Below are 25,861 nucleotides of genomic sequence, written 5' to 3'. Positions count from 1 at the left end.
TTTTTTACCTATACCTTTTCTATTATACACATTTCTTCATTAAAAATATAGTGTATTTATAAGTTTATTTGATAATTTATTAAGCTTGAAACCAAATCAAACCCTCTAGAGTTAAATGTAAAATGAAATCTTTCCTTATTATATTACGCTTATAATAAATTATTCTGACTAAATTATATATTTAGAAATAAGATATTCAAATTATAAATCTGTAAAACAATAGCTATAATAAAACAACATCATTACAGATATCAAGATAACTACTTACTAGAGTTATTTATCAGAAATTAAGACTAATCAGACAGAAGGATTGATATGAATAACAGAGAACATTTTAGTTTAAAATTAGGAATTATTGCAGCAGTTACAGGCTCAGCAATCGGTTTAGGTAACATATGGAAATTTTCATATATGGTTGGGAAGCATGGTGGGGGTGCCTTTATTGTTGTATACCTATTAGCTATTATATTAATGGGATTTCCATTATTTTAATAGGTTATCCCATGACTTTACCTAGGCTTAAGGAGTCATTTGCATTTTTATTCAAACCAGACTTTAGTAAAATAGCACCTTCTATTATCATTAGTGCTATAGGGCAAGCTTTCTTCTCTTTAAGCTTAGGTATGGGAGTGCTTATTACATATATTAAATTCGGTGGCAGAACACTTTTTATTGCTTTAGATTATCTTACTAACAATATCAACATTCCTCTAGTAGCTGTACTTGCAGCTATTGTGGCAACTTGGATTTGTAAAACAAAATCCCTTAATAAAGAATTAGAATGTGGGAAATAACCTTTTCTCATACAAAAAGAGTAGACTTGTCATTAGTCTACTCTTTTTGTATGAGAAAACAACACTTTTTTTACAACTCTTATACACTAAAGGTTGTACATAAAATACTAAGATTCCTTTGCAATACGTTCTGCTAACTCGTTTAAATATTCCCAACGTTCCATTTGATACATTAATTTTTCTTCTTTAGCTTGTTTCTCATTAGTAAGTTCTTGCAGGCGTCCATAATGAGAAGCATTCATACTCATTTCTTCTTCTATTTGCTGAATTTCTTTTTCTAAAGTCTCGATTACTTCATCAATCTTTTCATACTCTAATTTTTCTTTATAAGTAAATTTAAGTTTAGTTGTTGACGCTGAACTTTTTTTGTTAGTTACGGGCTTTACTTTTTTAATTTCTTCTTTTATGGCTTCTTGTTGCAATTGGCGTTCTTTATAATCTGAATAATTACCTGGTATATAAACAATATTGCCATCTCCTTCGTAAGCAAAGATTTTCTCTGCAACACGATCTAAGAAATAACGATCATGAGAAATAGCAATAACAGGCCCATTAAAATCATCTATATACTCCTCCAAAATCTGAAGGGTATGAATATCCAAGTCATTAGTAGGCTCATCTAAAAAAAGAACATTAATATCTTCCATTAAAACACCTAACAAATAAAGTCTTCTTCTTTCTCCACCTGAAAGTTTCTCAATAGGCGTATATTGAAGGATAGGAGGGAATAAAAATCGTTCTAACATTTTACTTGCTGAAATCAAACTGCCATCTGCTGTTTTAACATATTCGCCGCGTTCTTTAATGTAATCAATGACACGAAGCGTGGTATCCATCTCCTTATTTTCCTGTGTATAATAGCCAATCTTAACGGTTTCACCAATTTCAATCTTTCCGCTATCTGGTAAGACGCGCTCTGTAATGAGGTTAAGTAAAGTAGATTTTCCCATTCCATTATTTCCAATAATCCCAATGCGGTCATCTCTTACGACAGTATAAGTAAAATTCTTGATCACTTGTTGATCTCCAAAACGCTTGCTTATATTGTCAAGACTAATAATTTTCTTTCCTAATCTGCTTGTGCCTAAGCTCATTTCTAGATTCTGTTTGTAGTTTCCCTCTAAACTTCCTTCTAAGTCATAAAAACGTTCTTTTCTCGCTTTTTGTTTCGTACGCCTTGCTTCTACCCCTTTTCTCATCCACTCTAATTCTTTCTTATATAAGGAGAAGTTTTTCTCGCGCATACGCTCTTCAATACTTTCACGCTCTGCTTTTTGTTCTAGATAAGCTTCATAGTTTCCTTCATATTTATATAGCTTTCCTTGGTCTAATTCCACAATACGGTTAGTAATACGCTCCAAGAAATAACGGTCATGCGTAACCATTACAACTCCACAACGTTTATTTTTAAGAAGTTCTTCTAAATAATCAATCGTATCATTATCTAAATGGTTAGTTGGCTCATCTAAAATAAGTAAATTGCAAGTTCTAATTAAGGCTCCTGCTAAAGCAATTTTTTTGCGTTGCCCCCCTGATAACTCACTCACCTTTTGATTGAAATTCTGAATTCCTAATTTAGTTAATACTGCCTTTGCTTCACTTTCTAATTGCCAAGCACCTTCTGCATCCATCTTTTCGCTTAGCTTTAGTAACTTAAGCTGCAAGACTTCATCTTCTGGTTCCTTCTCTAACTGAGCCATTGCCTTTTCATAATCTCGTAGTACCATCATAAAAGAAGAATTTCCTTTAAAAACTTGTTCTATAACAGTTGATTCTTCATCAAATTCTGGATTTTGAGGAAGATATTCAATCACTAATTCATTAGAGGTAATTACTTCTCCACCATCAGGCGTTTCTAAACCTGCCATAATCTTTAATAAACTACTTTTTCCTGTCCCATTGATTCCAATCATGCCTATTTTTTCTGTATCATCAATACCTAATGAGAGATCATTAAAAATGACCTTCTCCCCATAAGTTTTCTTAATATTATTTAAGGATAATAAAATCATAAACCTTCCTCTTCCTTATTACTTATTCTTGTCTCCATTGATTTGAAGTAGCTGATCAATACAAGACCTTCTTCTAGCTTTCATAACTAACCCAATATAAACGGCAAATGCACCTGAACCCAAGGTCCCACAAATAATGTCTTCCATTGTGTCTTGCAAACTTCCTAGTTGTGCATTAGTTCCTAAAAAAACATCTCCTGAAAATTCAATAATTTCCCAAATACCTGCAGCTGCTATGCCTACTGCTACTACAAAAGTTACAATGACGCCTATCTTATTTTGCTTAAACAAAGTTTGACTCCTATCTAGGCTCACTAATATAATAAGTGCCACATAACCAATAAAAATACCAGAGGTAGCGTGCAAAAGCACATCCCAACAAGGAATATAGCCATAAAAGCCCAAATAAGAACCTAGCCATTGGGCAGCAAAAATAAATAAGGTGTAAAACAACCTTGCACCTATAGGGATATTAACCTTTGTCCACTTTGTATAAAGCTCAGGTACGAAAGTTAACAATAAACTTCCTAATAATAACACAAGCCGGTCAAATTTCAAAATACAAATAAGATAAACACTATTAATCAGAAAAATTAAACGGCATAAATAGATAATGCCTTTGCTCCATTTCATATATGACTCCTTTATGCTATATATTCTTAGTTTATTGTATGCTAAAAAAGTACCCATTAAACTTCTTCTTGCAAAGTTAAGTTTATATGTCATTTTATTATATCATACTCTTTTGTATAAAACATGAAAAATAGGTATATACTATAATTGCATTGATAAGATGCAACTGGCACCTATATAAATGCCCTGTCATACTTCCACCATTTTTAAGAAGTTTTATCACCTATCAATCTATATCATACTATTCCCCGATAGTTAGAAGATTGAGCATATCTTACCCCATCAAAAGCGACCTTTATTTAAGCGTCGCTTTTTTGTTGAATAAAAATAGCTTTACCTATTAGTTTACTTTTTTGTACAAATTGGTAAATTATTGTTCTACTTTGACTCCCCAATTAATTGCATGGACTCTTTATATTTCTTCTTTTATAATAAGGACTAATCACTTGCGAATTAAGAAAGAAGGGAAAACATGCAGTTTCAAAAACTTAAATATATAGTACCTCTTTGTTTACTCACTTTATCAGTAGGTTGTCAGTCAACTTCTTCTACACCCACTATTCACGAGACACCTATAGTTTCTACAACTCAAGCGACATCTACACCATCTCCAACACCTACTCCTACGCCAACACCTACTCCTGCTCCCCCTCTGACATTAAAGGCCACTGCCATTTTAGAAGCTCCTAGCTTCCAAGAAGGAACACCTGTTTTCACACATGGTGCACTGGAGGTTAATGGCATTCATATTATAGATAAGAACAGTGAAGTTTTCCAATTGCGCGGTGTTAGTACCCATGGTATTCAATGGTATAGCCAGTATACAACTGAAGAAACCTTTAAGACACTTCGTGATGATTGGCAAATTAATGCCATTCGTTTAGCACTTTATGCTGATACCGAATCTCGATATCCAGAAAATCAAGAAGCTTATACTACTATCTTAGAAAACGCTATTACAGCTGCCACTAACTTAGGTCTTTATGTCATAGTTGATTGGCATATATTAGCAGATGGTGATCCTCTTTTACATCAAGAAGATGCCAGTACCTTCTTTGATTATTTTGCGACCAAATATCAAAATTATCCTAATCTAATTTTCGAACTCTGTAATGAACCAAATGGTGGCAAAGTCAGTTGGGATGAGTCTATCAAACCTTATGCAGATACACTCTTAAAGGTCATTCGTAAAAATTCTCCTAACACTTTAGTGATTGTAGGTACACCTAAATGGTGCCAAAGTCCTCTATCAGTAGTCAGAAATCGTATTGATGATCCTCAGGTTGTTTATGCCTTTCATTTCTATGCAAACTCCCATAAGGATCCTCTAAGAGAAACTTTAGAAAATGCTATTGTTAAATATGAACTACCTCTATTTGTTAGCGAATTTGGTACTTGTGATGCTTCAGGTACAGGTGACATCAATATAGAACAATCCAATACCTGGTTAGACTTATTAGATCAATATCAAATCAGCTGGATGAATTGGAGCTTATGTGATAAAGATGAGTCTTCTGCACTTTTAGTACCTAATGCTTCATCTGCTAATTGGTCTGATGAAGCATTAACAGAAAATGGACATTTCATTAAGGCAAGACTACAATCCTATACCAAATAGTTAGTCTCTGTCCTTTATATACTCACTCCTATACATGATAAAAAGGTGTTAGCCTATGGCTAACACCTTTTTATTATCCTAGATTAAGCTAAGATTTTATCTCGTACTTAATCTATGTTTCCTATCCCTTTATGCTTTACTTATTACTTTTTTTGAAAGCCAAGAACTCATCATAAGTTCCAAGACGATCAATTGTACCTGTTTCTGTAATTTCAATCACGCGGTTCGCAATTGTTTGAATGAATTGATGGTCATGTGAAGTGAAAAGCACATTGCCTTTGAATTCAATTAAACCATCATTTACCGCTGTAATAGACTCAAGGTCTAAGTGGTTAGTAGGTTGATCAAGCATAATAACATTAGCCCCAGATAGCATCATACGAGAAAGCATACAACGTACTTTTTCTCCCCCTGATAATACTTTTGCAGCTTTAAGTGAATCTTCTCCTGCAAAAAGCATACGACCAAGGAAACCACGAAGATAACTTTCTGTTTGATCTTCTGAATATTGACGTAACCAATCAATAAGGTTAAGGTCACAGCCTTCAAAGAACTCTGTATTATCTTTAGGGAAGTAAGATTGTGAAGTTGTTACACCCCATTTAAATGTTCCTGCATCCGGCTCAATTTCTCCAGCTAAAATCTTAAATAAAGTTGTTTGTGCAATTTCGTTTTCTCCGATAAATACGATTTTATCATCTTTATTAACGCGGAAACTTACATTATCAAGTACTTTTACGCCATCTACTGTTTTTGTAAGACCTTCTACTGTTAAGATTTCATTCCCAACTTCACGATCTGGTGTAAATCTAACGAATGGATATTTTCTTGAAGAAGCAGGCATTTCATCGAAAGTTAACTTATCAAGTAATTTACGACGAGAAGTTGCTTGTTTCGCTTTTGATTTATTGGCTGAGAAACGTGTAATGAAGTTTTGAAGTTCTTTAATTTGATCTTCTTTCTTCTTATTTTGTGCTTTCATTAATTGTTGCATCATTTGACTTGATTCATACCAGAAGTCATAGTTACCTACGTACATTCTAATCTTACCAAAGTCAATATCTACTGTATGTGTACAAACTGTATTTAAGAAGTGACGGTCATGGGATACAACAATAACAGTTCCAGGGAAATCTAATAAGAAGTCTTCAAGCCACTCTACTGAATCAATATCTAAGTGGTTAGTAGGCTCATCTAGAAGCAAGATTCCTGGCTGACCAAATAAAGCTTGCGCAAGAAGAACTTTTACTTTCTCTCCACCTTGAAGATCTTTCATTAAAGCATAGTGTAAATCTGTTCCGATGCCTAACCCTTGAAGTAATTGAGCAGCTTCTGAATCTGCTTCCCAACCATTGAGTTCAGCAAATTCACCTTCTAGTTCTGCTGCTCTTTCACCATCAGCATCTGAGAAATCTTCTTTCGCATATAATGCATCTTTTTCTTGCATGATTTCATAAAGTCTTGCATTACCACGGATAACTGTTTCTAATACTTGACATTCGTCATATTGATAATGATCTTGTTTAAGAACAGACATACGAATGTTCTTAGGAATAGAAACTTCACCTGTCGTACTGTCTAATTCACCTGATAAGATTTTTAAGAAAGTTGATTTTCCAGCACCATTTGCCCCAATAACGCCATAGCAATTTTCAGGTGTAAATTTAAGGTTAACATCTTTAAACAGTGTTTTTCCTGCAAATTGCAGGCTCATGTTGTTTACTGTAATCATTTAATCTATCATCCTTTATATGTGTATTTCACACCTAATTGATAAACTAGGTATGAGCTTTTAATTTTAAACTTATTTTTTACTAACATTTTGTATTATAACATACAAGCTAGTGAGTTGCCATATAAAAATATGGAATATAACTCAGCATGATTTTACCATTGTCCACATATGATAGTATAAATAGAAAATAAAGGAGTTTAATCATGACATTTATCACACAATTTGTTGATTGGCTAATGACTTTCGTTGGCGAATTAGGTTATATCGGTATTTTTATTGTAGTTGGTCTAGAATATGCTTGTTTCCCTATTCCCAGTGAAGTGGTGCTTCCTTTTGTAGGTATGAGCATTCCACAGACTAATCTCAGCTTCTTTCCTGCTTTTCTTATAAGTATACTCGCTGGCTTAGTTGGTTCTTATATTTGCTATTTCATTGGTTATTATGGCGGACAACCTCTTTTAAATAAATTCTCTAGCTCTTCTAAAGGCATCCATAAAGCAATGAATACTTTTAATAGCTGGTTTGGTCGTTATGGCCGTCTAGCTGTTTTCTTTTCTAGAGTTATTCCTCTTACAAGAACATATATTTCTCTTTTTGCTGGTGTTAATGCTATGCCACTTTTAGAATTCTCTCTTTATTCTATTACAGGTATTGCCATCTGGAACCTTATTTTAATGAGTTTAGGCTTTTATCTAGGCAATAATTGGGAAGCTATTGAAGGCATTTTAAATACCTATAGTAATATTGTTTTAGCTCTATTAGCCATAGTCATCATCCTCTTTGCCTTAAAAAAATGGTCTGATGCTAAGAAAATTAGCTGATTTTATTTATAAGCCATGTGTAAAATTGCCTTTATAAGTAAATAATATTATAATAATTTAGAACTTATATATTATTATTCTTATTTTATATTCATTTACAAAGGAGGTCAGATATGACAAATAGTTCACTCGGTCTTATTGTAGAAGGAGGAGGGATGCGTGGTGCCTATGCCGCTGGTATTTTGGAAGCCTTTCTAGATCATGACCTATACTTCCCTTATGCTATTGGTGTCTCTGCTGGGGCCAACACCTTATGCAGTTATTTATCTAGGCAAAAAGGAAGAAACGAGCGTCTTTATACCAAATGGATTACTGATAAACGTTTTATCGGTTGGAAAAATTTCTTTAGGGAAGGTGGTTACTTTGGCATGAATTTTTTATTTGACGACTTGCCTAAGCACCTTGATCCTTTTGATTTTGAAACCTTTAAGCAAACGGATACTATTTTTAAGGTAGGGGTTACCCATTGTGAATCTGGTAACCCTCATTATTTTGAACCTACTAAAGCCAATAACCTTGACGACACAGACCGTATGCTACGTGCTTCTAGTAGCCTTCCCTTTATTTCAAAAGTGGTGGAAATAGAAGGTGAACATTATCTAGACGGTGGGCTTTGCAACTCGATTCCTATTGATAAATCCATAGCAGATGGTAATCAAAAAAATGTCATTGTTTTAACACGTAATGCAGGTTATCGTAAGCACTATTCTAAAAATATGCATCGCTTAGCAAAGGCCTATGGAAAAAAGTATCCCGAAGTCGTTCGTTGTATTGCCACTCGCTATCAACATTATAATCAAACTTTAGAAAGCATTAATCAATTGGAAAAAGAAGGTTCTGTTTTTATTTTAAGACCCGAACTTCCTTTAGAAGTTGATCGCTTTGAAAAGGATGTAGATAAATTAAAAGTTCTTTTTGAACAAGGCTATGAGCAAGCTATTACTGCAATACCTCATTTAAAAAATTGGCTTTAAAATTTTAAAGCAAGAAAAAGATGAACTAATGTCCACTTTTTCTTGCTTTTTTTAGCGATTAATAGCACCCTATTCTAACATCTATATGATATAATATGAAGTATTCAGATATGCTTTTACAACTAGGAGGCTTTATGAAAAAACGATCCATTATCTTTATATTCATTCTTTTTATGATAGGCTTAACTTATATTGTAGGTCTCTCCTCCCCTACCTTGATTGAAACCTATTATTCGCTAGGCTTCAACAAATGGTTTTTACAGTTTTTAAGTCATTGTACTGGCTTTATACCTCTTTCTCTTTTTGAAATTGGCATTTATAGTTTACTGCTTTGTCTAGCTTATCGTTTATTGGTCTGGTTATACATAGCATTTAAAAGAACTACGCCTTTTAAGAGGCATCTTACAAAAGGTCTCTTACATATCTTTTATTTTGGATTAACACTCATTTTCCTTTTCTATTGGGAATGGGGCTTTAATTATAATCGTGTGCCCTTACGCGATACACTTAGTTTAACCCGAACGACTTTTACAACCGAAGAACTTGGACGTTTATATGAGACCCTCATAGAAAAGGCCAATACACTTAGACCTTTTGTTAACGAAGATGAAAATGGTTATATGACGATTCCTGGTGGCTATAAAAGTGTTTTTGCCAGAGCAGATTTAGGTTATCTAGAACTTGCTAAGCTTTACCCCATTTTTTATGGAAGCTATGGTAAACCCAAACCTATTTTAGCCTCTACTTATATGAACTACACTGGCATTACAGGGATTTATTCACCGTTTACAGGTGAAGCCAATGTTAATGTTGCTATCTTACCACAAGCACTACCTTATACAACACTTCATGAAATGGCCCATCAAAGAGGCTTTGCTAGCGAGGATGAATGTAATTTTATCGCTTTTCTAGCTTGCTCAGTTCATCCTGATGTGGATTTTGAATACTCTGGGTATCTTCTTGCATTAGCTTATACTAATAACGCCTTATCTAGCGCTAATCCAGAACTTTTAAAACAGCTAAATACAAAGCTTTCAGATAAAGTTAAAGCAGATATTCACTATAACAATACCTTTTGGAAGCACTATAGCGGCCCTATTGAAAAGGCTTCAAGTAAAGTCAATGACACTTATTTAAAAGCTAATGGCATCAGTGATGGTGAACGTAGCTACGGCCGCATGGTTGACTTATTACTAAGCTACTATCATGATACCCTAGACGTTACGCCTTAATGACATCTTCAAAACTACCTTTAATGTAATCACATAAAGCTTGGGGTGCAAGCGTAACTTGTACCCCTATTTTTCCGCCGCTTACGGTTATTTCTTCTCTATTTTCAGCTGATTGATGAATAAAAGTTTTAAACAGCTTCTTCATACCAATAGGAGAACAACCTCCTCGAATATAACCTGTCGTTTTTTGCAAATCCTTAACATGAAGCATTTCTATACTTTTTTCTCCTGCTATTTTACTTGCCTTTTTTAAATCTAATTCTTCATCTACTGGAACCACAAATACATAGTTATTCTTTGAATGTCCTACTGCTACTAAAGTTTTATAAACCTGCTCTGCTGGTTTATGTATTTTAGCTGCTACTGCTTGTCCATCAATTTTCCCATCTGCCACCTCATAGGTTGTTACCTCATAAGGAATTTTTGCTTGTTCTAAAAGACGCATAACATTTGTTTTTGGATTTCCCATCTTATTACCTCTTTCCTATTTCAATAAAAAGCTATCATAGATGACTTTTAGCCTTCTTATGATAGCTTTTCTTGTAATTCTTTCGTTTGGCTAAAACTGTTATTTCTATTTTCCAGGTGCTGTAGCTGTTTCTAATGTTTCTAAGTAAGCTAAAGCTGCTTCCTTAGACTGGCCACACATCTCTTTGCTCGGCATTAATGCGCCACAGACTTTAGGCCTTCTAGGATCCTCAAAAATTTTACAACGGTTGTTTTCATCTAGTTGAATGCACCTTTCATTGGCCTTTTTCCCCTGAGGCATACCTGGAATAGGTGAACTAATCGAAGGCGCAATACAACATGCACCACAAAAATCTCTACATTTCATTATCTTACCTGATGACCTTCTTTTTATTAGCTATTATAACAAAGTTTTCATCATGTGCAAATAGCAAGTCTACTTCTTTATTTAACAGCTTCCTCAGCAAAGGTTGTATTGACTAACTCCTGATAAGCTGGGCGCTGATTGAGCTCTCCAGCAAGCTCCATAACGTCCATTAATCTATTTAAGCTTTCTTCTTTAAGAATAGGATCTGTGCACCAGGTATCATTATCTTTATAACGCTGCACTACTTTTACTAATTGTTCTTTTTTCATTTCTTTAAACTGTGGTGCAATTAAATCTGCTATTTCTTCTGCTGTATGTGTTTCCACATATTGCTGGCCTTTGTAAATAGCATTAGTAAATTTTTGAATCATATCAGGATTTTTAGCCATATAACTACTTAAAGCTGAATAAGCTGTATAAGGTATTTCTCCTGATAATTGTCCCATAGAAGCTAGAATATAACCTTGACCTTGTTCTTCTAGCTGAGTAGCTGTTGGCTCAAATAAAGTTACGAAATCACCTTCGCCACCAACAAAAGCCCCACCCATGGCTGCAAATTGAATGTCCGTCCTCACCTGAGTATTTCCTTCAGCTAAGTTTTCTCCTAAGGTTAAGCCTTGATTTTTTAGTACATATTCTAACGTCATTTCTGGCATTCCGCCTTTTCTACCGCCAATAATCTGTTTGCCTTTAAGCATGTCAAAATTAAAACTGTCAATCTCAGTACGTCCTACCAGAAAGGTACCATCACGTTTTGTCACTTGCGCAAAATTAATAGCATAGTCTTTACTCCCTTGATTATAAACATAAATAGAAGCTTCTGGTCCCATGAAACCCACCTGTGCTTCATTTGAAAGAAGCGCTGCCATAGTCTTATCGGCTCCTTGTGTTAAAATGAGCTGAACATCTATACCTTCATCTTTAAAATAACCTGCCTCTATAGCCACATACTGTGGCGCATAAAAAATAGAATGCGTTACTTCTGCAATAGTCACCTTCTTTAGGCCTTGCTCGTTGCACCCCGTCATGCCAAAGGTTAGTAATATAAATGATAAGGTTACAATTAAAATAGATTTAATCTTTCTCATACCAATCACCTCATAAAATGGTAATTTTTTACTTTAAGCTACTATAACATACGCATTAGCTTTTTATTTGGTGACTCTTTTCTTAATAATAAGCTTTTCGACAAAACCTACAATACTGTACATCACAAAGGCACATACTGCTAATACAACAACGCCCATCATAACTAAGTCTAGCCTAAATACCTGACCTCCATAAACAATCAAATAACCTAAGCCATAACGAGATACTAAAAATTCTCCGACAATCACCCCCACCCAAGATAAGCCAATATTAATTTTAATAATATTAACGATATTGGCTAGGTTAGCTGGCAAAATAAGCTTCGTTAAAATTTGTACTTTTGTAGCTCCAAAACTGGTTAACATTTTTATCTTTTCTTCATCCATATGAATGAAATAATTATAGGCTGACAAAATAGTCGTCACTATAGAAATCGTTACTGCTGTTAATACAATACCACCAATACCTGCTCCAGCCCATACAATTAAGATGGGGGCTAAAGCTGTTTTAGGTAAAGCATTGAGTACTACAAGTACAGGGTCTAATATTTTAGCAACAGTTTCTGACCACCACAGACCAATGGCTATGATAATGCCTAAAGCAGTGCCTATTGAAAAACCTAAAATCGTTTCCCAAACTGAAATAGCTACATGTTTAAAAAGACTTCCATCTCCTATATAAACTAAAAAAAGTTGATAGACTTCACTAGGGCTACTAAATAAAAAAGTATTTAACCATCCTAATCTAGCAGCTACTTCCCACAACCCAATAAAACCAACTAGCAATATGAGCTGCCATCTTAAGATACGTCTTTTCTTTCGTCTCTTTTCATTTAAATAATGTAAATACCCATCGCTTTTATCATTCATTGGTTTCCAGCTCCTTCCACAGTATATCAAAATAATCTTTAAATTCAGGTGCTTTTCTACTTGAAAGAGGGGTTCTATCTCCTGCAACTGTTAAATGAATTTCATAGGTATGCTTTACATACGCAGGTCTTTTAGAAAGCACACTGATTTCATCTGCCATTGAAATGGCCTCTGAGATGTCATGAGTAACAAGTATGGCTTCCTTATGCTCTTTTTTGATAATGCCATAAATATCATCACTTACTAATAATCTTGTTTGATAGTCTAATGCTGAAAATGGCTCATCTAATAGTAAAATATCTGGATTAGTCGCCAAGGTACGAATAAGAGCTGCCCTTTGCCTCATACCACCTGATAATTCCTTTGGAAAACGATTTTTAAATTCGCCTAGTCCATAATTTTCTAATAAGACCTCTACCCTATGCCGATTTTCCTCACTTAATTTCTTTTGAATCTCTAGACCAATGGTTACATTATCCATAATGGTACGCCATTCTAATAAATGGTCATGCTGAAACATGTACCCTATCTTCCCATTAATCATAACTTTTCCACTGCTCGGCTTTATTAAATCAGTTAGTATATTGAGTACTGTTGACTTCCCGCTCCCTGATGGGCCAAGAAGTGCCAATATCTTCCCAGGTTTTAAATTTAAGCTAAGATCTTTCAGCACTATAATTTCACCTTCGTCTGTATAAAAGCTTTTATCTATATGCTGTAATTCTATACGATTATTCATTTTCTTCAGCTCCATTTCCCTTTTATCGCCATATTTAGTGCTCAATGTCATCTTATTACCATAATATTATTTGCTTGCTATGATAGTGCTTGTTTTAAGGAAATACGTTATACTATAATAAAATCATTACATTAGAAGGGAGCCTTGTATGCGTTATTTAATTTTATCTGATTTACATGGTAGCGAAACTTATTTAAGACCTATGCTTTCTTTATTTGAAGAACAAGGTTTTGATTTTCTCATTTTACTAGGAGATATTCTTTATCACGGTCCTCGTAATCCTCTTCCAGAAGGTCACAATCCTCAAGGTGTTGTAAATCTATTAAATACTTATAGCGATCGTATTATTGCTTGTCGTGGTAACTGTGATGCCGAGGTTGACCAAATGCTTTTAAATTTCCCTTGCTTAAGTGATTATAGCCTTATTGTAGATGAAGGCATTAAGCTCTTTGCAACTCATGGACACCGTTATACAGCTGAGAACTTTCCTAAATCTCCTGGCAAACAAGTTTTCCTCTATGGCCATACACACTTATGGGAACTTCGTGAAGAGGGAGACCTTGTCATTTGTAATCCTGGTTCTATTTCTCTTCCAAAAGAAAATAGACCTTCTACTTATGCCACTTATGAAAATGGTACCCTAAGTGTTTATGACTTTAGTCACTGTTTACTCGGTCGTTTATCTGTTAAATAAGCCATGCGCTCACCATTTACTTTTATACTTATTCATGATACTATCATAAAAGCAGAAGAAGCTACTTATGAGTGCTTTTACACGCTCATAAGTAGCTTCTTTATTTGATAAAAAGGAGATTTAAAATGGAAAATAAAGTACTTGCTGTTGTAGACGGCAGAGCAATCAAACAATCTGATCTTTATGACTTACTTCGTAGCATTGGACAAAATGCTATGCAGTTCCAAAGTGAAGAAGGTCAAAAACAATTAGTAGATGAACTTGTTATGCAAGAATTGCTATACTCAGATGCGATTAAACATGGCTTAGATAAGGAAGAAGAATTCACTGCTGCTCTTGAGCAAATGACTAAATCTTTACTTAAACAATATGCTATGGGTAAACTTCTTGAAAGCGTAACAGCTTCTGATGAAGAAGTAAAAGAATACTATGAAACACATCAAGGCCAATTCAAATCTGATGAAGCAGCTAAAGCTAACCACATTTTAGTAGCAACTTTAGAAGAAGCTGAAAAAGTAGCTGAAGAAATCAAAGCTGGGCTTCCTTTTGCAGAAGCTGCAAAAAAATATTCAACTTGTCCTTCTGCTTCACAAGGCGGTGCTTTAGGAGAATTTACTCGCGGTCGTATGGTACCTGAGTTTGAAACTGCTGCTTTCGCTATGTCACCAGGAGAAATCTCTGCTCCTGTTCAAACACAATTTGGTTATCACATCATCGAATTAGAGGCACTAACACCTGCTGGCCTTTCACCACTTGAAGCAGTGAAAGAACAAGTAAAAGAGCAATGTCTTTTAGCAAAACGTCAAGCACTTTATCTTGCAAAACGTCAAGAATTAGAAAGCCTTTATACTGTAGAAATGCAATAAACCTACTTACTAAAAAAAGCTGTTACAGCCCATCTTTTTGAGGCTTGTAACAGCTTTTTGACTATTTATATTCTCCTAAAATTTGAGTTTTGAGCATATGTGTATCTTTTGCCAAATAAGTAGCTCCAGCTTCTTTTAATTCTTTTTCATCCCTAAAGCCCCAAAGTACGCCAATAGCATCTACACCTGCATTTTCAGCTGTTTTTATATCTACATTAGAATCACCTACATAAATACACTCCGAAGGCGCTACCTTATAAGACTCTAATAATTGTATGACTCCTATAGGATTAGGTTTAGTAGGAATACCCTCTCTTTGTCCAATCACTTCTTGTACTAAATCTCCGAAAAAATGTTTTACAAGTTCCTTGGCATAAGCCTGTGCTTTATTAGTCAATACGCAGCAAGGAATCCCCTCTGCCTTAAGAGCTGTTAAAAGTTCTATAATTCCCTCATAGGGCCTAGTTTGATCTAAACTATGTTCTTTATAATAAGCATCAAAAACAGCCTTTACTTCTTTGACACATTCCTCTCCTCTATCTTCTATAGGAAGCGCACGTTCCACTAACTTATAAATCCCATTCCCTACAAATTGCTTATAATCCTTTTCTTCATGTAAAGGATAGTTAAAATGGGCTAGCGCCACATTGCATGCGCTCATCAAATCACCTATAGAATTAAGTAAGGTGCCATCTAAATCAAATATTGCTAAACGATACATATCCTTTTCTCCTTTTTATACTTCTTCTAGCTGAACTTGTACGCTATGATCAAGTTCTAAAGTATCTGGTGTAACCAGGCAATCATAAGCTAAGAGCCTCACACCTAACTTATCAGCTCTTTTTAGTGCCTCAGCGAAGGCCTTTTGTCTTTCTACATAAGGTTTAAAGTATAACACATCTTTCATTTGAATGACAAACACAACATAACACTCATATCCCTCTTGCTTTGCCTTGATTAGTTCTTCTACATGTCTTAGTCCTCTTTCTGTAGGCGCATCAGGAAACATCACATAACCATCTTGCTCCAAAGTAACGCCCTTGACTTCTACAAACCCTTTTTTCTCATAGGTTTCTACGTAGAAATCAAAACGAGATGCATCATAGGTTACTTCTCTTTTAATAAAGGTCAAACCTTCTTCCATACCAGGTAGCTTTAGCTTGCCACTGGCTAAAGCTTCTTCTACCACCTCATTAGGTGCCTGTGAGTCCATATTAATGAGACGATTGCCTTTTTCTACTGCAATTAATGAGTATTTTGTTTTACGTTTAGGATCCTTACTTTCTTGAAGATAGACGGTCACCCCTTTGATTAATAACTCAGCACATCGCCCTGTATTTTTTACATGTACTTTACATATTTCTTGGTTTACTTTGCATAAGGCAATAAAACGATTAGGACGTTCTATAAAAATGGCCTTGACTATGCCTTCATATTTCATTTCTTTCATTCCTTTACTTTCATTTCGTCATTTTATTTATAATAACACATTACATAAATAAACGGCTACCACACTCGCTAGAGCTACCAAAGTTAAACTTTTTTCAAAATATCCTAAAATAAGAGCCACTAACATCCCCACTGCCGCATGTAGGCTATACTCTGTACTATATAAGATATGCGGAAAAGTCATAGCTCCTAATACTGCATAAGGCACATAATGTAAGAAGGAACGAATATATAATGACTTAATAGGTTTTTGAAATAGCGTTACAGGTAACACACGAATGAAATAAGTAACGCCTGCCATAATTAAGATACTGATGATGATGTACATGAGTCTTCCTCCTCTTGAATGGGATACCAATAGGCGGCAAGTCCCGCTGCAACTAGTGTCACTATAATGACTGCAAAGCCTGGAGAAATACTGTTTAAACCTGGGATGTATTTTAAAATGCAACTACAGGCAACAGCTATTAAAATCGTTATTAAAATCGACTTGGTTCCCTTAGCTGCTGGAATAATTAAAGCAATAAACATCCCATACAAAGCTATACCTAGAGCATCTTGAAGTGCACTTGGTAAAAAACCGCTCATTACTGCACCCATCAACGTTCCTAAGCTCCATCCAACAAATGGCAAAGTAATCAATCCCCATAAAAAACTTGAGCAGATTGGCTCTTTTTCTAAAGCTGCCACTGCAAAAATTTCATCCGTCACCCCAAAACTCACTAGTAGCTTTTCAAATCTCTTGAAGTCTTTAGCAAATTTTTGCGATAAAGATAAGGACATCAAAAAATACCTGGCATTAATCATAAGCATTGTTAATGTCATCTCTATGTAAGAACCTCCAGCTGCTATTAAGCTCACACCAGCAAATTGACCTGCTGAAGTGAGATTGGTCATAGAAATAATAACAGCTGCTAAAGGCGATAAACCGCTCCCTACAGCTAACATCCCAAAGGCAATGGATACAGAAAAATAACCAAGGCCGATAGGCACTCCTAGTTCTAATCCCCTTTTAAATTGTTTTTTATTCATCTATTTCACCCCATTTATGAACTAAGTAAAAAGCACAATGAAGGCTAATTGCCTTATTGTGCTTATCTATCACCTGTTATTAGACACCTTATTTTTCGTAAACAGATCTTTTTAATATGCCTACATAAGGTAAATTACGATAACGCTCTGCATAATCAATACCATAACCTACAATAAATCCATCTGGTACTTCAAAACCTAAATAATCAATATTCACACTTTCCTTACGACGTGCAGGTTTATCTAATAAAGTACAAATCTTAACACTTGCAGGGTTTCTTGTTAATAAAATTTCTTTTAAATATTTTAAAGTTAAACCACTATCTACGATATCTTCGACAATGAGTAAATTTTCGCCTTCTACACTACCATCTAGGTCTTTAATAATTCTTACAACACCTGTTGATTCAGTAGCATTACCATAGCTAGAAACTGCCATAAAATCCATTTTTAATGGTAGGTTAATCTTTCTTACTAAATCACTAGTGAAAATATTAGAACCTTTTAATATGCTAATAACCGTTAGTGGTTTACCTGCATAATCATTTGTAATTTGCTCACCTAACTCTGTTAGTCGTGCATTTAATGCTTCTTCTGAATATAAAATTTCTTCAATATCTGCTCTCATGAGATGACTCCTTTAACGTAAAATCGAACTATATTTTTATTATAACACATAACGTTCAGATTTCAAATTTATAAATACAATTACCTTCATTTTAGGCCATTATTCTTTATAAAACAAGTAAAAAAGCTAAAAGCTTTGATTCACTTTTAGCTTTTGTTATCCTATTATGACTTATTCATTAATGCCAGCATATTTTTGAATAATAGCCTCTGCTACTTGAATGCCATCTACTGCTGCTGAAGTAATACCACCTGCATAGCCTGCTCCTTCTCCCGCTGGATAAAGGCCTTTTACATTACTTTCATAAGCCTCATTTCTTGGTAAACGGACTGGTGATGAACTTCTTGTCTCAAAGCCGGTAAATAATGCTTCTGGATGGTCAAAACCTTTTATTTTTTGTCCAAAGACCTTCATAGCTTCATCTATAGCACTTGTTATAAAGTCAGGTAAAGCAGCTCTCATATTCGTCAGTTTCACACCTGGTGTATACGTCGGTTTCACTATCCCAATTTGTGTACTTGCTTGGTTATTAAGAAAATCTCCAAGAAGCTGCACAGGTGCCTTGTAATCTCCTCCTCCTAGATGAAAAGCCAATTCTTCTAACTCACGCTGTAAGTGCATTCCTGCCAGAGGATCATCACTACCATAATCTTTAGGACCTACATTTACCAAAATAGCACTATTAGCATTCTTACCATCACGGCTATGTTCACTCATGCCATTGGTTACCACTCGGCCTTCTTCTGAAGCTGAAGCAATAACATAACCACCTGGGCACATACAAAAGCTGTAAGCGGTACGTCCATTTTCACAATGATGAACGAGTTTGTATTCAGCTGCTCCCAGTTTTTCATGATTCTTATTTTCTTTTCCAAATTGTGCTTCATTAATCCATTCTTGCAAATGCTCTATGCGCATACCCATAGAGAATGGCTTCTGCTCCATGTGAATTTGACGATTATTGAGCATTGTAAAAGTATCTCTTGCACTATGTCCAATAGCCAAAATACAAATCTGTGTTTCTAGACGTTCTTTATCATTAATAATCACAGCCTTAACTTCACCGTGCTCATATTCAATATCCGTTACTTGACTTTCAAAACGGTATTCACCACCCAGTTCTATAATTGTCTCACGTATATTTTTAACTACATCTCTTAAAATATCGGTTCCAACATGAGGTTTATTCTTATAAAGAATATTATCTGGTGCACCGGCTTTCACCATTTCCTCTAATACTTTATGACAACGCTTATTTTTAATTTGTGTCGTTAATTTACCATCTGAAAAAGTACCTGCGCCACCTTCTCCAAATTGTACATTAGAAGTAGGATCGAAGCTACCTGTCTGCCAAAAGTGCTCTACATCCTCTACACGCGCATCTACAGCTTTACCACGTTCTAACACAATAGGTTTAAACCCTTCTTGCGCTAAAATAAGTGCTGCAAATAATCCACAAGGACCACTTCCTACTATAACAGGTCTATGCTTTAACCATTGATTCCCTTTGATAGGGCAAACATAAGCCATAGACTCCCACTTAAGCTCTGGCATCTTGGCTAATAGCTGCTTATCCTTAGTAGTAGCTACATCTACAGTATACACTAGCTTAATATCCCTTTTTTTCCTAGCATCAATTGCTTCTTTAAAAATACGATACTCTAAAATATCAGATGTTTTTATTTTTAATTTTTTAGCAATCTTCTCTGGAAGTAGCGATAGCTCTTCATTCAAATTTAATTTGATATCTTGTACTCTAATCATGCCTTTACTCCATTTCTACTTACACTTTCTCCTGCAATGAAACCTGTTGACCAAGCCCATTGCAGATTATATCCACCACAATCCCCATCTACATCTAATACTTCTCCAGTAATATATAAATCTTTAGCTTTTAAAGAGCCCATGGTACTTAAATCCACTTCATCTATTTTAACGCCTCCTGCAGTGACTTGAGCATATTTATAACCCCGCGTTCCTTCTACAGGAAAAGTAAAACCCTTTAGAGTAGTAGCAATACGCGCTATCTCATCATATTCTAAGTTCTCACACGGTCTTCCTATTTGTACAATAGTAGCTGCTTTTAGCACAGGTACGATGATGCGTTTATGCAGTAAACCAATAAAAAGCTCTTCTATTGAACGTTCAGGATGCCTTGCAATACGCTCATATAATAAGCTTATCATTTCATCATAACTGATGTCTTTAAAAAGGTCTATGACCACTTTGGCTGATTGCTTCTCTAACTTTGCTCTTGAAGCAATACGACTTAACTGGAAAATAGGAGGCCCTGATAATCCATCCTCTGTAAAAAGAACTTCTCCATAATCTTCTCTCATAACCTTGCCTTCTACTTCTATTTTAACATCTGCTTTTACCTTAGTCCCCATCATCATCTTACAATACGGCGATGATGACAGCATATGAACTAATATAGGAAAGGTAGGTGTAATCTGATGCCCTAGACGTTTTAACAAGTTATATCCTGTGCCGTCACAGCCTAAACTTGCATTTGCCATTCCTCCTGTTGCTACAATAACTTTTTTACTAGCATAAGTTTGTCCTTGTTCACCTACAATCTGCCATCCATCTTTTTTATAAAATAAATCTGTTACCTTTACATCTGTTAAAATCTCTACTTGTAAGCGCTCAGCTTCCATGCGAAGGACATCCAAAACACTTGTTGCTTGCTCAGAGCAAGGATAAACTTTTTGTCCTTCTACTAAAAATGCGATGCCTAATTCTTCAAAAAAAGTCTTTGTTTCTTCATATCCAAAGCGTTCAATAGGTCCCATAATAGGATACACTTCACTACTAGTATGATAGCAGTTTGCTTTTAGCTGGGTATTGGTTATGTTGCATCTCCCATTTCCCGTCACAAGTATTTTTTTACCTACACGACTTAACCTTTCTAATAAGCAAACCTTAGCGCCTCTTCTGGCTGCTACAATAGCAGCCACTAATCCTGACGCCCCCCCTCCAATAATAACGACTTCTTTCACTCTATATCCTCCTTCATACAGCGAATAAGACTGCCCGTAGGCAGCCTTATTCACCAACATAATCTTGTAATATTCTTTGGAGTACACTTGCATCTTTTAAAAGTGCCTCTTTTTGCATGGTTGTAATAGTAATACTTTCTTTTAAAAGTAAGCTATAAAGATAGCTAGAAAAGTCTGTTGCCTTACGTGCAATATGACCCACTACTACTCCTGTTACCACTTCTTTAATACAAATCTCATCGCCTTCTACACCTAACGCATAACTTCTAGCTTCACTTGTTTGCTTGAATGCTAATGAATCCAAATCGGCTGTTTTTAAAAGCTTAACCTCATCCTCGTTAAAAGTTTCAATACTACAATCTTTAAAACGCTCTTTTAACTCCTGTTCGGTAAGTCCTAATAGGCTCGTTGCATTTAACGTCACACTTTCCATCTTTTCTTGATCATTTGTTTGTAAACAAAGAAGTATTTTGGTGCTAGGCAAAATTCTTGTGATTTGCAATTGATTACTTGATAACGTCTTAGAAACATTTTGTTGTTCTAATACTACTTGTCCTGCCATAGGAGCTACTACTTTATTTCTTCCCATTACAATGAAATAAGCAGCTATAAAAAGGATAAAAAACGCTATGGCAGCTACTAATAACGTTATCCAATATTGTTTTTTCTCTAACATAATGGCACTTCCTTTATCTTTGATAAGTATGAACTTATTGAGATTATGTGTAAATTTTTAATTTTTATACATTTAGGAAGTGTTTTTAATATAAATTTTTAATTTTTATGCTCTTTCAAGAAATGCAACTACTTTTTTACCACCCGGGAAAGATAATAGGTCAGACCTTGAAATCGTATGAGTTGCAAGGCCTACAAGGAAGTAAATAATAGCAGCTATAGGTATTACCACTAAAATGCTTAACTTAACTGAAACACCTATGAAGATTAGAAGTGCATAAATAGCATAACTGATGATTCCCATTACCCCTGCACAAATCATAGGTTTAAGTAAAAGTTTTTTCCAATTAAATTTAATATGAAGATGCTTACATAAGTAACGTATATTTAAAATCGCATAAATGACATAACATAAAGTTGTACTATGAATAAAGCCATAAATATTAAGCGCCGGAATAGAGAGTGCGACTAAATTCATAGCCACCTTAATAGCACAAGCTATAACGGCATTAATGGTAGGAATGCTTTGCTTACTCATTCCTTGTAATACACCCGCACTTAATTGTGCTAGTGCCATTCCTAAAATCCCAATAGCCCCTGCTGAAAGTACCTCTGCACCCTTGGCATCGCCTACTACTAATGTGAGAATAGGGTCAGCAAATATGAGAAAGGCTACAGCAGAAGGTGCTGCAATCAGCAAACCTACCTTAAAAATCAGCTTTGTTTTCTTACGAATATCTTTATATAAACCTGCTGCCATAGCTGCTGCTATAGCTGGTACTGTGGCTAATCCTAATTGTAAAATCAAACTCACAGGAATATTCATAAAGGTCATATATTGAAATGAAAGATAACTACTTAAATGATTTACAACTGTATCTGTTTTCAAATTGGCTGCATCCATTACAGGTACTAAGTTTAATAAACCCTGTTCTCTTAGTATATCTATATTTCTTGGCAATACCTTAGAAATCATAGATTGGTCAATAGATGTCATAATAGAGAAAACCGAAGCACTAATAATAACAGGAATCATCATATTTAAAATCTGTTTTAAGATTGTCCCTGTGCTTTGATATTCATATTCAGTACTATGTGCTAGTTCCTTCTTAATTCTAGGTCTTTTGAGAAAATATAAGGTGAGCAGTACAATAAGCCCTGCTATAGCTCCCATTCCCGTTCCTAAAGCACTTCCAGTGGCACCCCATACAAGAGACTGTGTTGTATTTAAAAAACTATAAGCTAAAACAACACTAAAAATAACATTAATGATCTGCTCAATCACTTGTGAACTAGCAGTAGGCACCATATCTCCCATACCTTGAAAATACCCTCTAAGTACCCCCAGACTAGTTGCAATAATAACAGTAGGTGCCAATGCCTTAATAGGTAGTGCTACATCTTGAGTTGGATAAAATGTATTTGAAATAAAGTCTGCACTACACCATAAAACAATTGCCATCACACAGGCTACCCCTAGGGCATAAATCATAGCTAGATGATATACCCTCTGTGCTTCTTTATAAGCGCCTGCTGCACGTCTTTCTGCAATAAGCTTTGACAAAGCTCCCGGAATAGCCATAGCCGTTAAAGTTAAGATAACGACATATATCCCATAAGCCACACCATAAATTGAATTACCTTCATCTGTTAAAATATTTCTAATAGGGATACGATAAACCATACCTATAATACGGCTTACTAATACGCCTATACTTAAAATCATTGCCCCCTTCATGAGGCTTTGTTTGTTTGTTGTACTTTCCATAGTCTTCCTCTGTGTTTTATTTTAAATCATGTCCTTTTTTCGCCTGATTAAACCTATTTTAGCATATTTTTTTACTGAATACATCTTTTCATAGAAAAAAGCCATAGGAAATCCTATAGCTTTTTTTCTCCATTAGGCAAGGGTGGTAATAACGTATGCTTAGGTGTCATTTTTAAAAGAAGTGAAAAACGCTCAGCAATCTCTGGGTATTGCCTATTAAAAATCACAAATTTTTCTATTTGCTCTAAGCTTTCGTAGGATAAATACTGACTCATAGATTCCTTTTCCGTACTAAAATTCTTTTCAATATGCAAGAAACCTAAGAATTCATCGATAAGCGCATCTCTAGCCATTAAATACTCCGCTGTACTCTTCCCTTGCTCTGTTAATTTTAAGGGTTGGTAAGGTGAGTATATGATATGTTTTTGATAGTGCATGCGCTGAAGGGCTTGTATTGTTTTTTGTAAAGGTTGGTTGATTTGCTTAGCAAGATCACTAATCTTTAGTTCCTTATCACTTTCAAGCATTTGATACATGCAAACTAAGCACTTTTCTAAGCTAGATGAAAGCATGGTATCCCTCCATATAAACATCACTACAATAAATATATGCAAGAGTTCACACTCACATGCACTATTTCCTATTATGGTAGAAGTTTCAATTATGAATTGACAGAGTGAGTTAGTGCATATTAGAATTGATAAGAGGTTATCTTAAATAAAGGAGGTGAATTTATGCCTAAAATCGTACTATTAAGTGATACTTCTTGTGATTTACCTGAATCTATACTCAGTAAGTACAACATCGAAACTATTCCTTTTTATGTTTCTTTTGATACAGAAACTTATTTTAAGGAAATAGAAGAATTATCATTAAAAACGTTTTATCAAAGACTAAGAGATGAGAAAATCTTCCCTAAAACTTCTTTGCCATCAATCAATGATTATTATGAACGTTTTAAGCCCCATATTGAGGCTGGAAATAGTGTCATCTGTGTGTGTTTATCAGGCCATTTTAGTGGTTCTTATAACGCCGCAGTTAATGCTCGTGAACTTATTTTAGAAAATTATCCTAATGCGCAAATTGAAATTATTAATTCTCTTAATGCAACTGGTGGCCAAGGTGTTCTTGTTCAAGAAATTGGACGTATGATTGCAGATGGACTTGCTTTTAAGCAAATTGTCCAAGTAGCAACTAAGCTTAGGGAAAGTGCAAGAATCTTTTTCTTTGTTGAGACGCTAGACTATCTTGAAAACGGAGGTCGTATCGGAAAAGCTGCTGCTCTTCTAGGTACGATGCTTAATGTTAAGCCGCTTATTTATTTACAAGATGGCTTACTTTTCCCAGCTGGTAAGGTACGTGGTACTAAAAAAGCTATTGCGAAAGTCCTTGAAATGACTAAAGACTATATTGAAGGACACCCTTCAGATTATCACTATCTTTTTGCTCATGCTGATAATGAGGAGTATGCACAAGTACTACGGGATGAATTAGCAAAATCATTAGACCTATCGTTAAATGAAGACTTTGCTTTTATTGGAACAACTATTGGCGTTAATACAGGTCCTGATGTAGCCGGTATTTGTTTAATAAAAAAATACGAAACGTTACTCGATGCCTAATAAAAAGCAACTTCCATGTTTATGGAAGTTGCTTTTTATTAGGCTCTGTTCTATGCATTACTAATGCCTTTAATATCTTTGATAGGCTTACTCAATATGTAATATACTGCAAAAAATCCAAAAGCCTCACTTAAGGTAAATGGTGGGATAGTCCAAATTCTGTCTACATAGTAACTTAAACCATCAATAGTAAGTGCCAGTTGTGCCAAAATAATAATAGCTAATTGAACCCTCATTTGTACATTCTTATATCTCCAGATACCTATTAAACAAAGTATTAAAATAACGCCTACAAAGCAGCCTTGAACAATACTTAAGTACATTGGAAATTGCCCTGTTAAGATTAGCTCATAACCTATCTTCTCACTCTTTACAATACGTGTAGGTTGTTTGAGTATCATATATAAATAAAATAAAGCACACGGTAAAAAGCCTAGTAAAACATAAGGATACTTTATTCTTTCTCGGTACAAAGGTGTTGCATACCATACAGCTGAAAGTGTCGTTCCTGTAAGTCCTATACTTGTTGCAAAGTAGAAATATCTTAATGCTACTAGTTGATTATAGCTGGGTGTATCCCCATAAACAACTAAAGTTATATACCTTGTTGCTGAATAGATAAATAAAAAGATACACACTAAACGTAGTAACATAAAAGGATTATTTCCTATTACTTTTAAATTTAAAAACAAACTATATAGAGCAATTAAACATAGGATGATCAAAATGGCATAACTACTACTCATCCCCCCACCTCCTCCTTATAATTTATGG

Annotated in this window: 28 protein-coding genes; 9 read left to right on the top strand and 19 right to left on the bottom strand. The window is 34.9% G+C overall.

Annotated elements, in window-relative coordinates; all coding sequences use genetic code 11:
* Positions 1–315 precede the first annotated feature (315 nt).
* Positions 316–492 carry a hypothetical protein gene (locus EKH84_RS11750; protein ID WP_127066446.1) on the top strand — a complete coding sequence of 59 codons (177 nt, stop codon included), beginning with the start codon at positions 316–318 and terminating at the stop codon, positions 490–492.
* An 11-nt stretch (positions 493–503) separates the two neighbouring features.
* A complete protein-coding gene (locus tag EKH84_RS11745; protein WP_190283313.1) occupies positions 504–794 on the top strand; it encodes a hypothetical protein in 291 nt (96 codons plus the stop codon).
* Between the two features lie 107 nt (positions 795–901).
* On the opposite strand, the gene EKH84_RS11740 is transcribed toward EKH84_RS11745, so the two are convergent.
* On the bottom strand, positions 902–2,806 hold the full coding sequence (locus EKH84_RS11740; protein ID WP_127066444.1) for an ABC-F family ATP-binding cassette domain-containing protein: 1,905 nt from the start codon (positions 2,804–2,806) through the stop codon (positions 902–904).
* A gap of 18 nt (positions 2,807–2,824) precedes the next feature.
* Entirely contained in the window at positions 2,825–3,439 is a 615-nt protein-coding gene (locus EKH84_RS11735; protein ID WP_127066443.1) for a hypothetical protein, read from the bottom strand.
* A gap of 472 nt (positions 3,440–3,911) precedes the next feature.
* On the opposite strand from EKH84_RS11735, the gene EKH84_RS11730 reads away from it, so the two are divergent.
* Positions 3,912–5,057 (top strand): glycoside hydrolase family 5 protein, encoded by a 1,146-nt coding sequence (locus tag EKH84_RS11730; protein WP_127066442.1) that lies wholly within the window; start codon positions 3,912–3,914, stop codon positions 5,055–5,057.
* A gap of 136 nt (positions 5,058–5,193) precedes the next feature.
* Here EKH84_RS11730 and EKH84_RS11725 read toward each other — a convergent pair whose 3' ends face one another.
* Positions 5,194–6,789 carry an ABC-F family ATP-binding cassette domain-containing protein gene (locus EKH84_RS11725; protein ID WP_127066441.1) on the bottom strand — a complete coding sequence of 532 codons (1,596 nt, stop codon included), beginning with the start codon at positions 6,787–6,789 and terminating at the stop codon, positions 5,194–5,196.
* Between the two features lie 206 nt (positions 6,790–6,995).
* Here EKH84_RS11725 and EKH84_RS11720 point away from each other — a divergent pair, with 206 nt between their 5' ends.
* The 3 genes from EKH84_RS11720 (at position 6,996) to EKH84_RS11710 (ending at position 9,819) form a co-directional block, all read left to right on the top strand.
* Positions 6,996–7,613 carry a DedA family protein gene (locus EKH84_RS11720; protein WP_127066440.1) on the top strand — a complete coding sequence of 206 codons (618 nt, stop codon included), beginning with the start codon at positions 6,996–6,998 and terminating at the stop codon, positions 7,611–7,613.
* 113 nt (positions 7,614–7,726) lie between these two features.
* A complete protein-coding gene (locus EKH84_RS11715; protein WP_013656933.1) occupies positions 7,727–8,587 on the top strand; it encodes a patatin-like phospholipase family protein in 861 nt (286 codons plus the stop codon).
* Positions 8,588–8,721: 134 nt separating this feature from the next.
* The gene (locus EKH84_RS11710; protein ID WP_190283312.1) at positions 8,722–9,819 is read left to right on the top strand and encodes a DUF3810 domain-containing protein; all 1,098 of its coding nucleotides are present in this window, start codon (positions 8,722–8,724) and stop codon (positions 9,817–9,819) included.
* Here the strand turns inward: EKH84_RS11710 and ybaK are convergent.
* The 5 genes from ybaK to EKH84_RS11685 all read right to left on the bottom strand — a co-directional run bounded on the left by ybaK (position 9,809) and on the right by EKH84_RS11685 (position 13,351).
* A complete protein-coding gene (gene ybaK, locus EKH84_RS11705; RefSeq protein ID WP_127066438.1) occupies positions 9,809–10,288 on the bottom strand; it encodes a Cys-tRNA(Pro) deacylase in 480 nt (159 codons plus the stop codon). The two genes, EKH84_RS11710 and ybaK, sit on opposite strands and share 11 nt — an antisense overlap.
* A 105-nt stretch (positions 10,289–10,393) precedes the next feature.
* Positions 10,394–10,654: a YkgJ family cysteine cluster protein gene (locus EKH84_RS11700; RefSeq protein ID WP_013656930.1), complete on the bottom strand. Its 261-nt coding sequence runs from the start codon at positions 10,652–10,654 to the stop codon at positions 10,394–10,396.
* 77 nt (positions 10,655–10,731) lie between these two features.
* Positions 10,732–11,742: an ABC transporter substrate-binding protein gene (locus tag EKH84_RS11695; RefSeq protein ID WP_013656929.1), complete on the bottom strand. Its 1,011-nt coding sequence runs from the start codon at positions 11,740–11,742 to the stop codon at positions 10,732–10,734.
* A 63-nt stretch (positions 11,743–11,805) separates the two neighbouring features.
* Positions 11,806–12,612, bottom strand: coding sequence for an ABC transporter permease (locus tag EKH84_RS11690; RefSeq protein WP_127066437.1), 807 nt, complete (start codon positions 12,610–12,612; stop codon positions 11,806–11,808).
* Entirely contained in the window at positions 12,605–13,351 is a 747-nt protein-coding gene (locus tag EKH84_RS11685) for an ABC transporter ATP-binding protein (RefSeq protein ID WP_013656927.1), read from the bottom strand. Before EKH84_RS11685 ends, EKH84_RS11690 begins: the two co-directional genes overlap by 8 nt.
* A gap of 148 nt (positions 13,352–13,499) precedes the next feature.
* Between EKH84_RS11685 and yfcE the strand changes: the two genes are divergently transcribed.
* Both yfcE and EKH84_RS11675 read left to right on the top strand, forming a co-directional pair.
* Complete coding sequence (gene yfcE / locus EKH84_RS11680) at positions 13,500–14,045, top strand: phosphodiesterase (RefSeq protein ID WP_127066436.1); 546 nt, start codon at positions 13,500–13,502, stop codon at positions 14,043–14,045.
* Positions 14,046–14,170: 125 nt separating this feature from the next.
* On the top strand, positions 14,171–14,911 hold the full coding sequence (locus EKH84_RS11675; RefSeq protein ID WP_127066435.1) for a peptidylprolyl isomerase: 741 nt from the start codon (positions 14,171–14,173) through the stop codon (positions 14,909–14,911).
* 61 nt (positions 14,912–14,972) lie between these two features.
* On the opposite strand, the gene EKH84_RS11670 is transcribed toward EKH84_RS11675, so the two are convergent.
* From EKH84_RS11670 to EKH84_RS11625, 10 genes are all read right to left on the bottom strand, one after another.
* Positions 14,973–15,632, bottom strand: a complete 660-nt coding sequence (locus EKH84_RS11670) for an HAD family hydrolase (RefSeq protein WP_127066434.1) — start codon at positions 15,630–15,632, stop codon at positions 14,973–14,975.
* A gap of 15 nt (positions 15,633–15,647) precedes the next feature.
* On the bottom strand, positions 15,648–16,352 hold the full coding sequence (gene sfsA / locus EKH84_RS11665) for a DNA/RNA nuclease SfsA (protein ID WP_127066433.1): 705 nt from the start codon (positions 16,350–16,352) through the stop codon (positions 15,648–15,650).
* Between the two features lie 36 nt (positions 16,353–16,388).
* Positions 16,389–16,688 carry an AzlD domain-containing protein gene (locus tag EKH84_RS11660; RefSeq protein ID WP_127066432.1) on the bottom strand — a complete coding sequence of 100 codons (300 nt, stop codon included), beginning with the start codon at positions 16,686–16,688 and terminating at the stop codon, positions 16,389–16,391.
* The gene (locus EKH84_RS11655) at positions 16,664–17,392 is read right to left on the bottom strand and encodes an AzlC family ABC transporter permease (protein WP_013656921.1); all 729 of its coding nucleotides are present in this window, start codon (positions 17,390–17,392) and stop codon (positions 16,664–16,666) included. The genes EKH84_RS11660 and EKH84_RS11655 overlap by 25 nt, the downstream gene beginning before the upstream one ends.
* An 88-nt stretch (positions 17,393–17,480) precedes the next feature.
* Positions 17,481–18,020, bottom strand: a complete 540-nt coding sequence (hpt, locus tag EKH84_RS11650; protein WP_127066431.1) for a hypoxanthine phosphoribosyltransferase — start codon at positions 18,018–18,020, stop codon at positions 17,481–17,483.
* 171 nt (positions 18,021–18,191) lie between these two features.
* Positions 18,192–19,784 (bottom strand): NAD(P)/FAD-dependent oxidoreductase, encoded by a 1,593-nt coding sequence (locus tag EKH84_RS11645; RefSeq protein ID WP_127066430.1) that lies wholly within the window; start codon positions 19,782–19,784, stop codon positions 18,192–18,194.
* The gene (locus tag EKH84_RS11640; protein ID WP_190283311.1) at positions 19,781–21,022 is read right to left on the bottom strand and encodes an NAD(P)/FAD-dependent oxidoreductase; all 1,242 of its coding nucleotides are present in this window, start codon (positions 21,020–21,022) and stop codon (positions 19,781–19,783) included. The genes EKH84_RS11645 and EKH84_RS11640 overlap by 4 nt, the downstream gene beginning before the upstream one ends.
* Before the next feature lie 46 nt (positions 21,023–21,068).
* A complete protein-coding gene (locus EKH84_RS11635) occupies positions 21,069–21,698 on the bottom strand; it encodes a hypothetical protein (RefSeq protein WP_013656917.1) in 630 nt (209 codons plus the stop codon).
* Positions 21,699–21,803: 105 nt separating this feature from the next.
* Entirely contained in the window at positions 21,804–23,465 is a 1,662-nt protein-coding gene (locus EKH84_RS11630; protein ID WP_127066428.1) for a putative polysaccharide biosynthesis protein, read from the bottom strand.
* A gap of 113 nt (positions 23,466–23,578) precedes the next feature.
* Positions 23,579–24,037, bottom strand: a complete 459-nt coding sequence (locus EKH84_RS11625) for a metal-dependent transcriptional regulator (RefSeq protein ID WP_013656915.1) — start codon at positions 24,035–24,037, stop codon at positions 23,579–23,581.
* A 162-nt stretch (positions 24,038–24,199) separates the two neighbouring features.
* On the opposite strand from EKH84_RS11625, the gene EKH84_RS11620 reads away from it, so the two are divergent.
* Positions 24,200–25,087: a DegV family protein gene (locus EKH84_RS11620; protein ID WP_127066426.1), complete on the top strand. Its 888-nt coding sequence runs from the start codon at positions 24,200–24,202 to the stop codon at positions 25,085–25,087.
* Positions 25,088–25,137: 50 nt separating this feature from the next.
* Here EKH84_RS11620 and EKH84_RS11615 read toward each other — a convergent pair whose 3' ends face one another.
* Positions 25,138–25,833 (bottom strand): hypothetical protein, encoded by a 696-nt coding sequence (locus tag EKH84_RS11615; protein WP_013656913.1) that lies wholly within the window; start codon positions 25,831–25,833, stop codon positions 25,138–25,140.
* Positions 25,834–25,861: the final 28 nt, after the last annotated feature.

The sequence above is a fragment of the Cellulosilyticum sp. WCF-2 genome (assembly GCF_003990395.1).
Classification (GTDB): Bacteria; Bacillota; Clostridia; order Lachnospirales; family Cellulosilyticaceae; genus Cellulosilyticum; species Cellulosilyticum lentocellum.
Note: the sequence above shows the minus strand (reverse complement) of the source record. Positions and strands in the feature narration are given on the sequence as shown.

What these genes read in the sequence shown, in the direction of transcription:
- EKH84_RS11750 (WP_127066446.1), top strand. Translation starts at nt 316, where the DNA reads ATGAATAACAGAGAACATTTTAGTTTAAAATTAGGAATTATTGCAGCA.
- EKH84_RS11745 (WP_190283313.1), top strand. Translation starts at nt 504, where the DNA reads ATGACTTTACCTAGGCTTAAGGAGTCATTTGCATTTTTATTCAAACCA.
- EKH84_RS11740 (WP_127066444.1), bottom strand. Translation starts at nt 2,806, where the DNA reads ATGATTTTATTATCCTTAAATAATATTAAGAAAACTTATGGGGAGAAG.
- EKH84_RS11735 (WP_127066443.1), bottom strand. Translation starts at nt 3,439, where the DNA reads ATGAAATGGAGCAAAGGCATTATCTATTTATGCCGTTTAATTTTTCTG.
- EKH84_RS11730 (WP_127066442.1), top strand. Translation starts at nt 3,912, where the DNA reads ATGCAGTTTCAAAAACTTAAATATATAGTACCTCTTTGTTTACTCACT.
- EKH84_RS11725 (WP_127066441.1), bottom strand. Translation starts at nt 6,789, where the DNA reads ATGATTACAGTAAACAACATGAGCCTGCAATTTGCAGGAAAAACACTG.
- EKH84_RS11720 (WP_127066440.1), top strand. Translation starts at nt 6,996, where the DNA reads ATGACATTTATCACACAATTTGTTGATTGGCTAATGACTTTCGTTGGC.
- EKH84_RS11715 (WP_013656933.1), top strand. Translation starts at nt 7,727, where the DNA reads ATGACAAATAGTTCACTCGGTCTTATTGTAGAAGGAGGAGGGATGCGT.
- EKH84_RS11710 (WP_190283312.1), top strand. Translation starts at nt 8,722, where the DNA reads ATGAAAAAACGATCCATTATCTTTATATTCATTCTTTTTATGATAGGC.
- ybaK (WP_127066438.1), bottom strand. Translation starts at nt 10,288, where the DNA reads ATGGGAAATCCAAAAACAAATGTTATGCGTCTTTTAGAACAAGCAAAA.
- EKH84_RS11700 (WP_013656930.1), bottom strand. Translation starts at nt 10,654, where the DNA reads ATGAAATGTAGAGATTTTTGTGGTGCATGTTGTATTGCGCCTTCGATT.
- EKH84_RS11695 (WP_013656929.1), bottom strand. Translation starts at nt 11,742, where the DNA reads ATGAGAAAGATTAAATCTATTTTAATTGTAACCTTATCATTTATATTA.
- EKH84_RS11690 (WP_127066437.1), bottom strand. Translation starts at nt 12,612, where the DNA reads ATGAATGATAAAAGCGATGGGTATTTACATTATTTAAATGAAAAGAGA.
- EKH84_RS11685 (WP_013656927.1), bottom strand. Translation starts at nt 13,351, where the DNA reads ATGAATAATCGTATAGAATTACAGCATATAGATAAAAGCTTTTATACA.
- yfcE (WP_127066436.1), top strand. Translation starts at nt 13,500, where the DNA reads ATGCGTTATTTAATTTTATCTGATTTACATGGTAGCGAAACTTATTTA.
- EKH84_RS11675 (WP_127066435.1), top strand. Translation starts at nt 14,171, where the DNA reads ATGGAAAATAAAGTACTTGCTGTTGTAGACGGCAGAGCAATCAAACAA.
- EKH84_RS11670 (WP_127066434.1), bottom strand. Translation starts at nt 15,632, where the DNA reads ATGTATCGTTTAGCAATATTTGATTTAGATGGCACCTTACTTAATTCT.
- sfsA (WP_127066433.1), bottom strand. Translation starts at nt 16,352, where the DNA reads ATGAAATATGAAGGCATAGTCAAGGCCATTTTTATAGAACGTCCTAAT.
- EKH84_RS11660 (WP_127066432.1), bottom strand. Translation starts at nt 16,688, where the DNA reads ATGTACATCATCATCAGTATCTTAATTATGGCAGGCGTTACTTATTTC.
- EKH84_RS11655 (WP_013656921.1), bottom strand. Translation starts at nt 17,392, where the DNA reads ATGAATAAAAAACAATTTAAAAGGGGATTAGAACTAGGAGTGCCTATC.
- hpt (WP_127066431.1), bottom strand. Translation starts at nt 18,020, where the DNA reads ATGAGAGCAGATATTGAAGAAATTTTATATTCAGAAGAAGCATTAAAT.
- EKH84_RS11645 (WP_127066430.1), bottom strand. Translation starts at nt 19,784, where the DNA reads ATGATTAGAGTACAAGATATCAAATTAAATTTGAATGAAGAGCTATCG.
- EKH84_RS11635 (WP_013656917.1), bottom strand. Translation starts at nt 21,698, where the DNA reads ATGTTAGAGAAAAAACAATATTGGATAACGTTATTAGTAGCTGCCATA.
- EKH84_RS11630 (WP_127066428.1), bottom strand. Translation starts at nt 23,465, where the DNA reads ATGGAAAGTACAACAAACAAACAAAGCCTCATGAAGGGGGCAATGATT.
- EKH84_RS11625 (WP_013656915.1), bottom strand. Translation starts at nt 24,037, where the DNA reads ATGCTTTCATCTAGCTTAGAAAAGTGCTTAGTTTGCATGTATCAAATG.
- EKH84_RS11620 (WP_127066426.1), top strand. Translation starts at nt 24,200, where the DNA reads ATGCCTAAAATCGTACTATTAAGTGATACTTCTTGTGATTTACCTGAA.
- EKH84_RS11615 (WP_013656913.1), bottom strand. Translation starts at nt 25,833, where the DNA reads ATGAGTAGTAGTTATGCCATTTTGATCATCCTATGTTTAATTGCTCTA.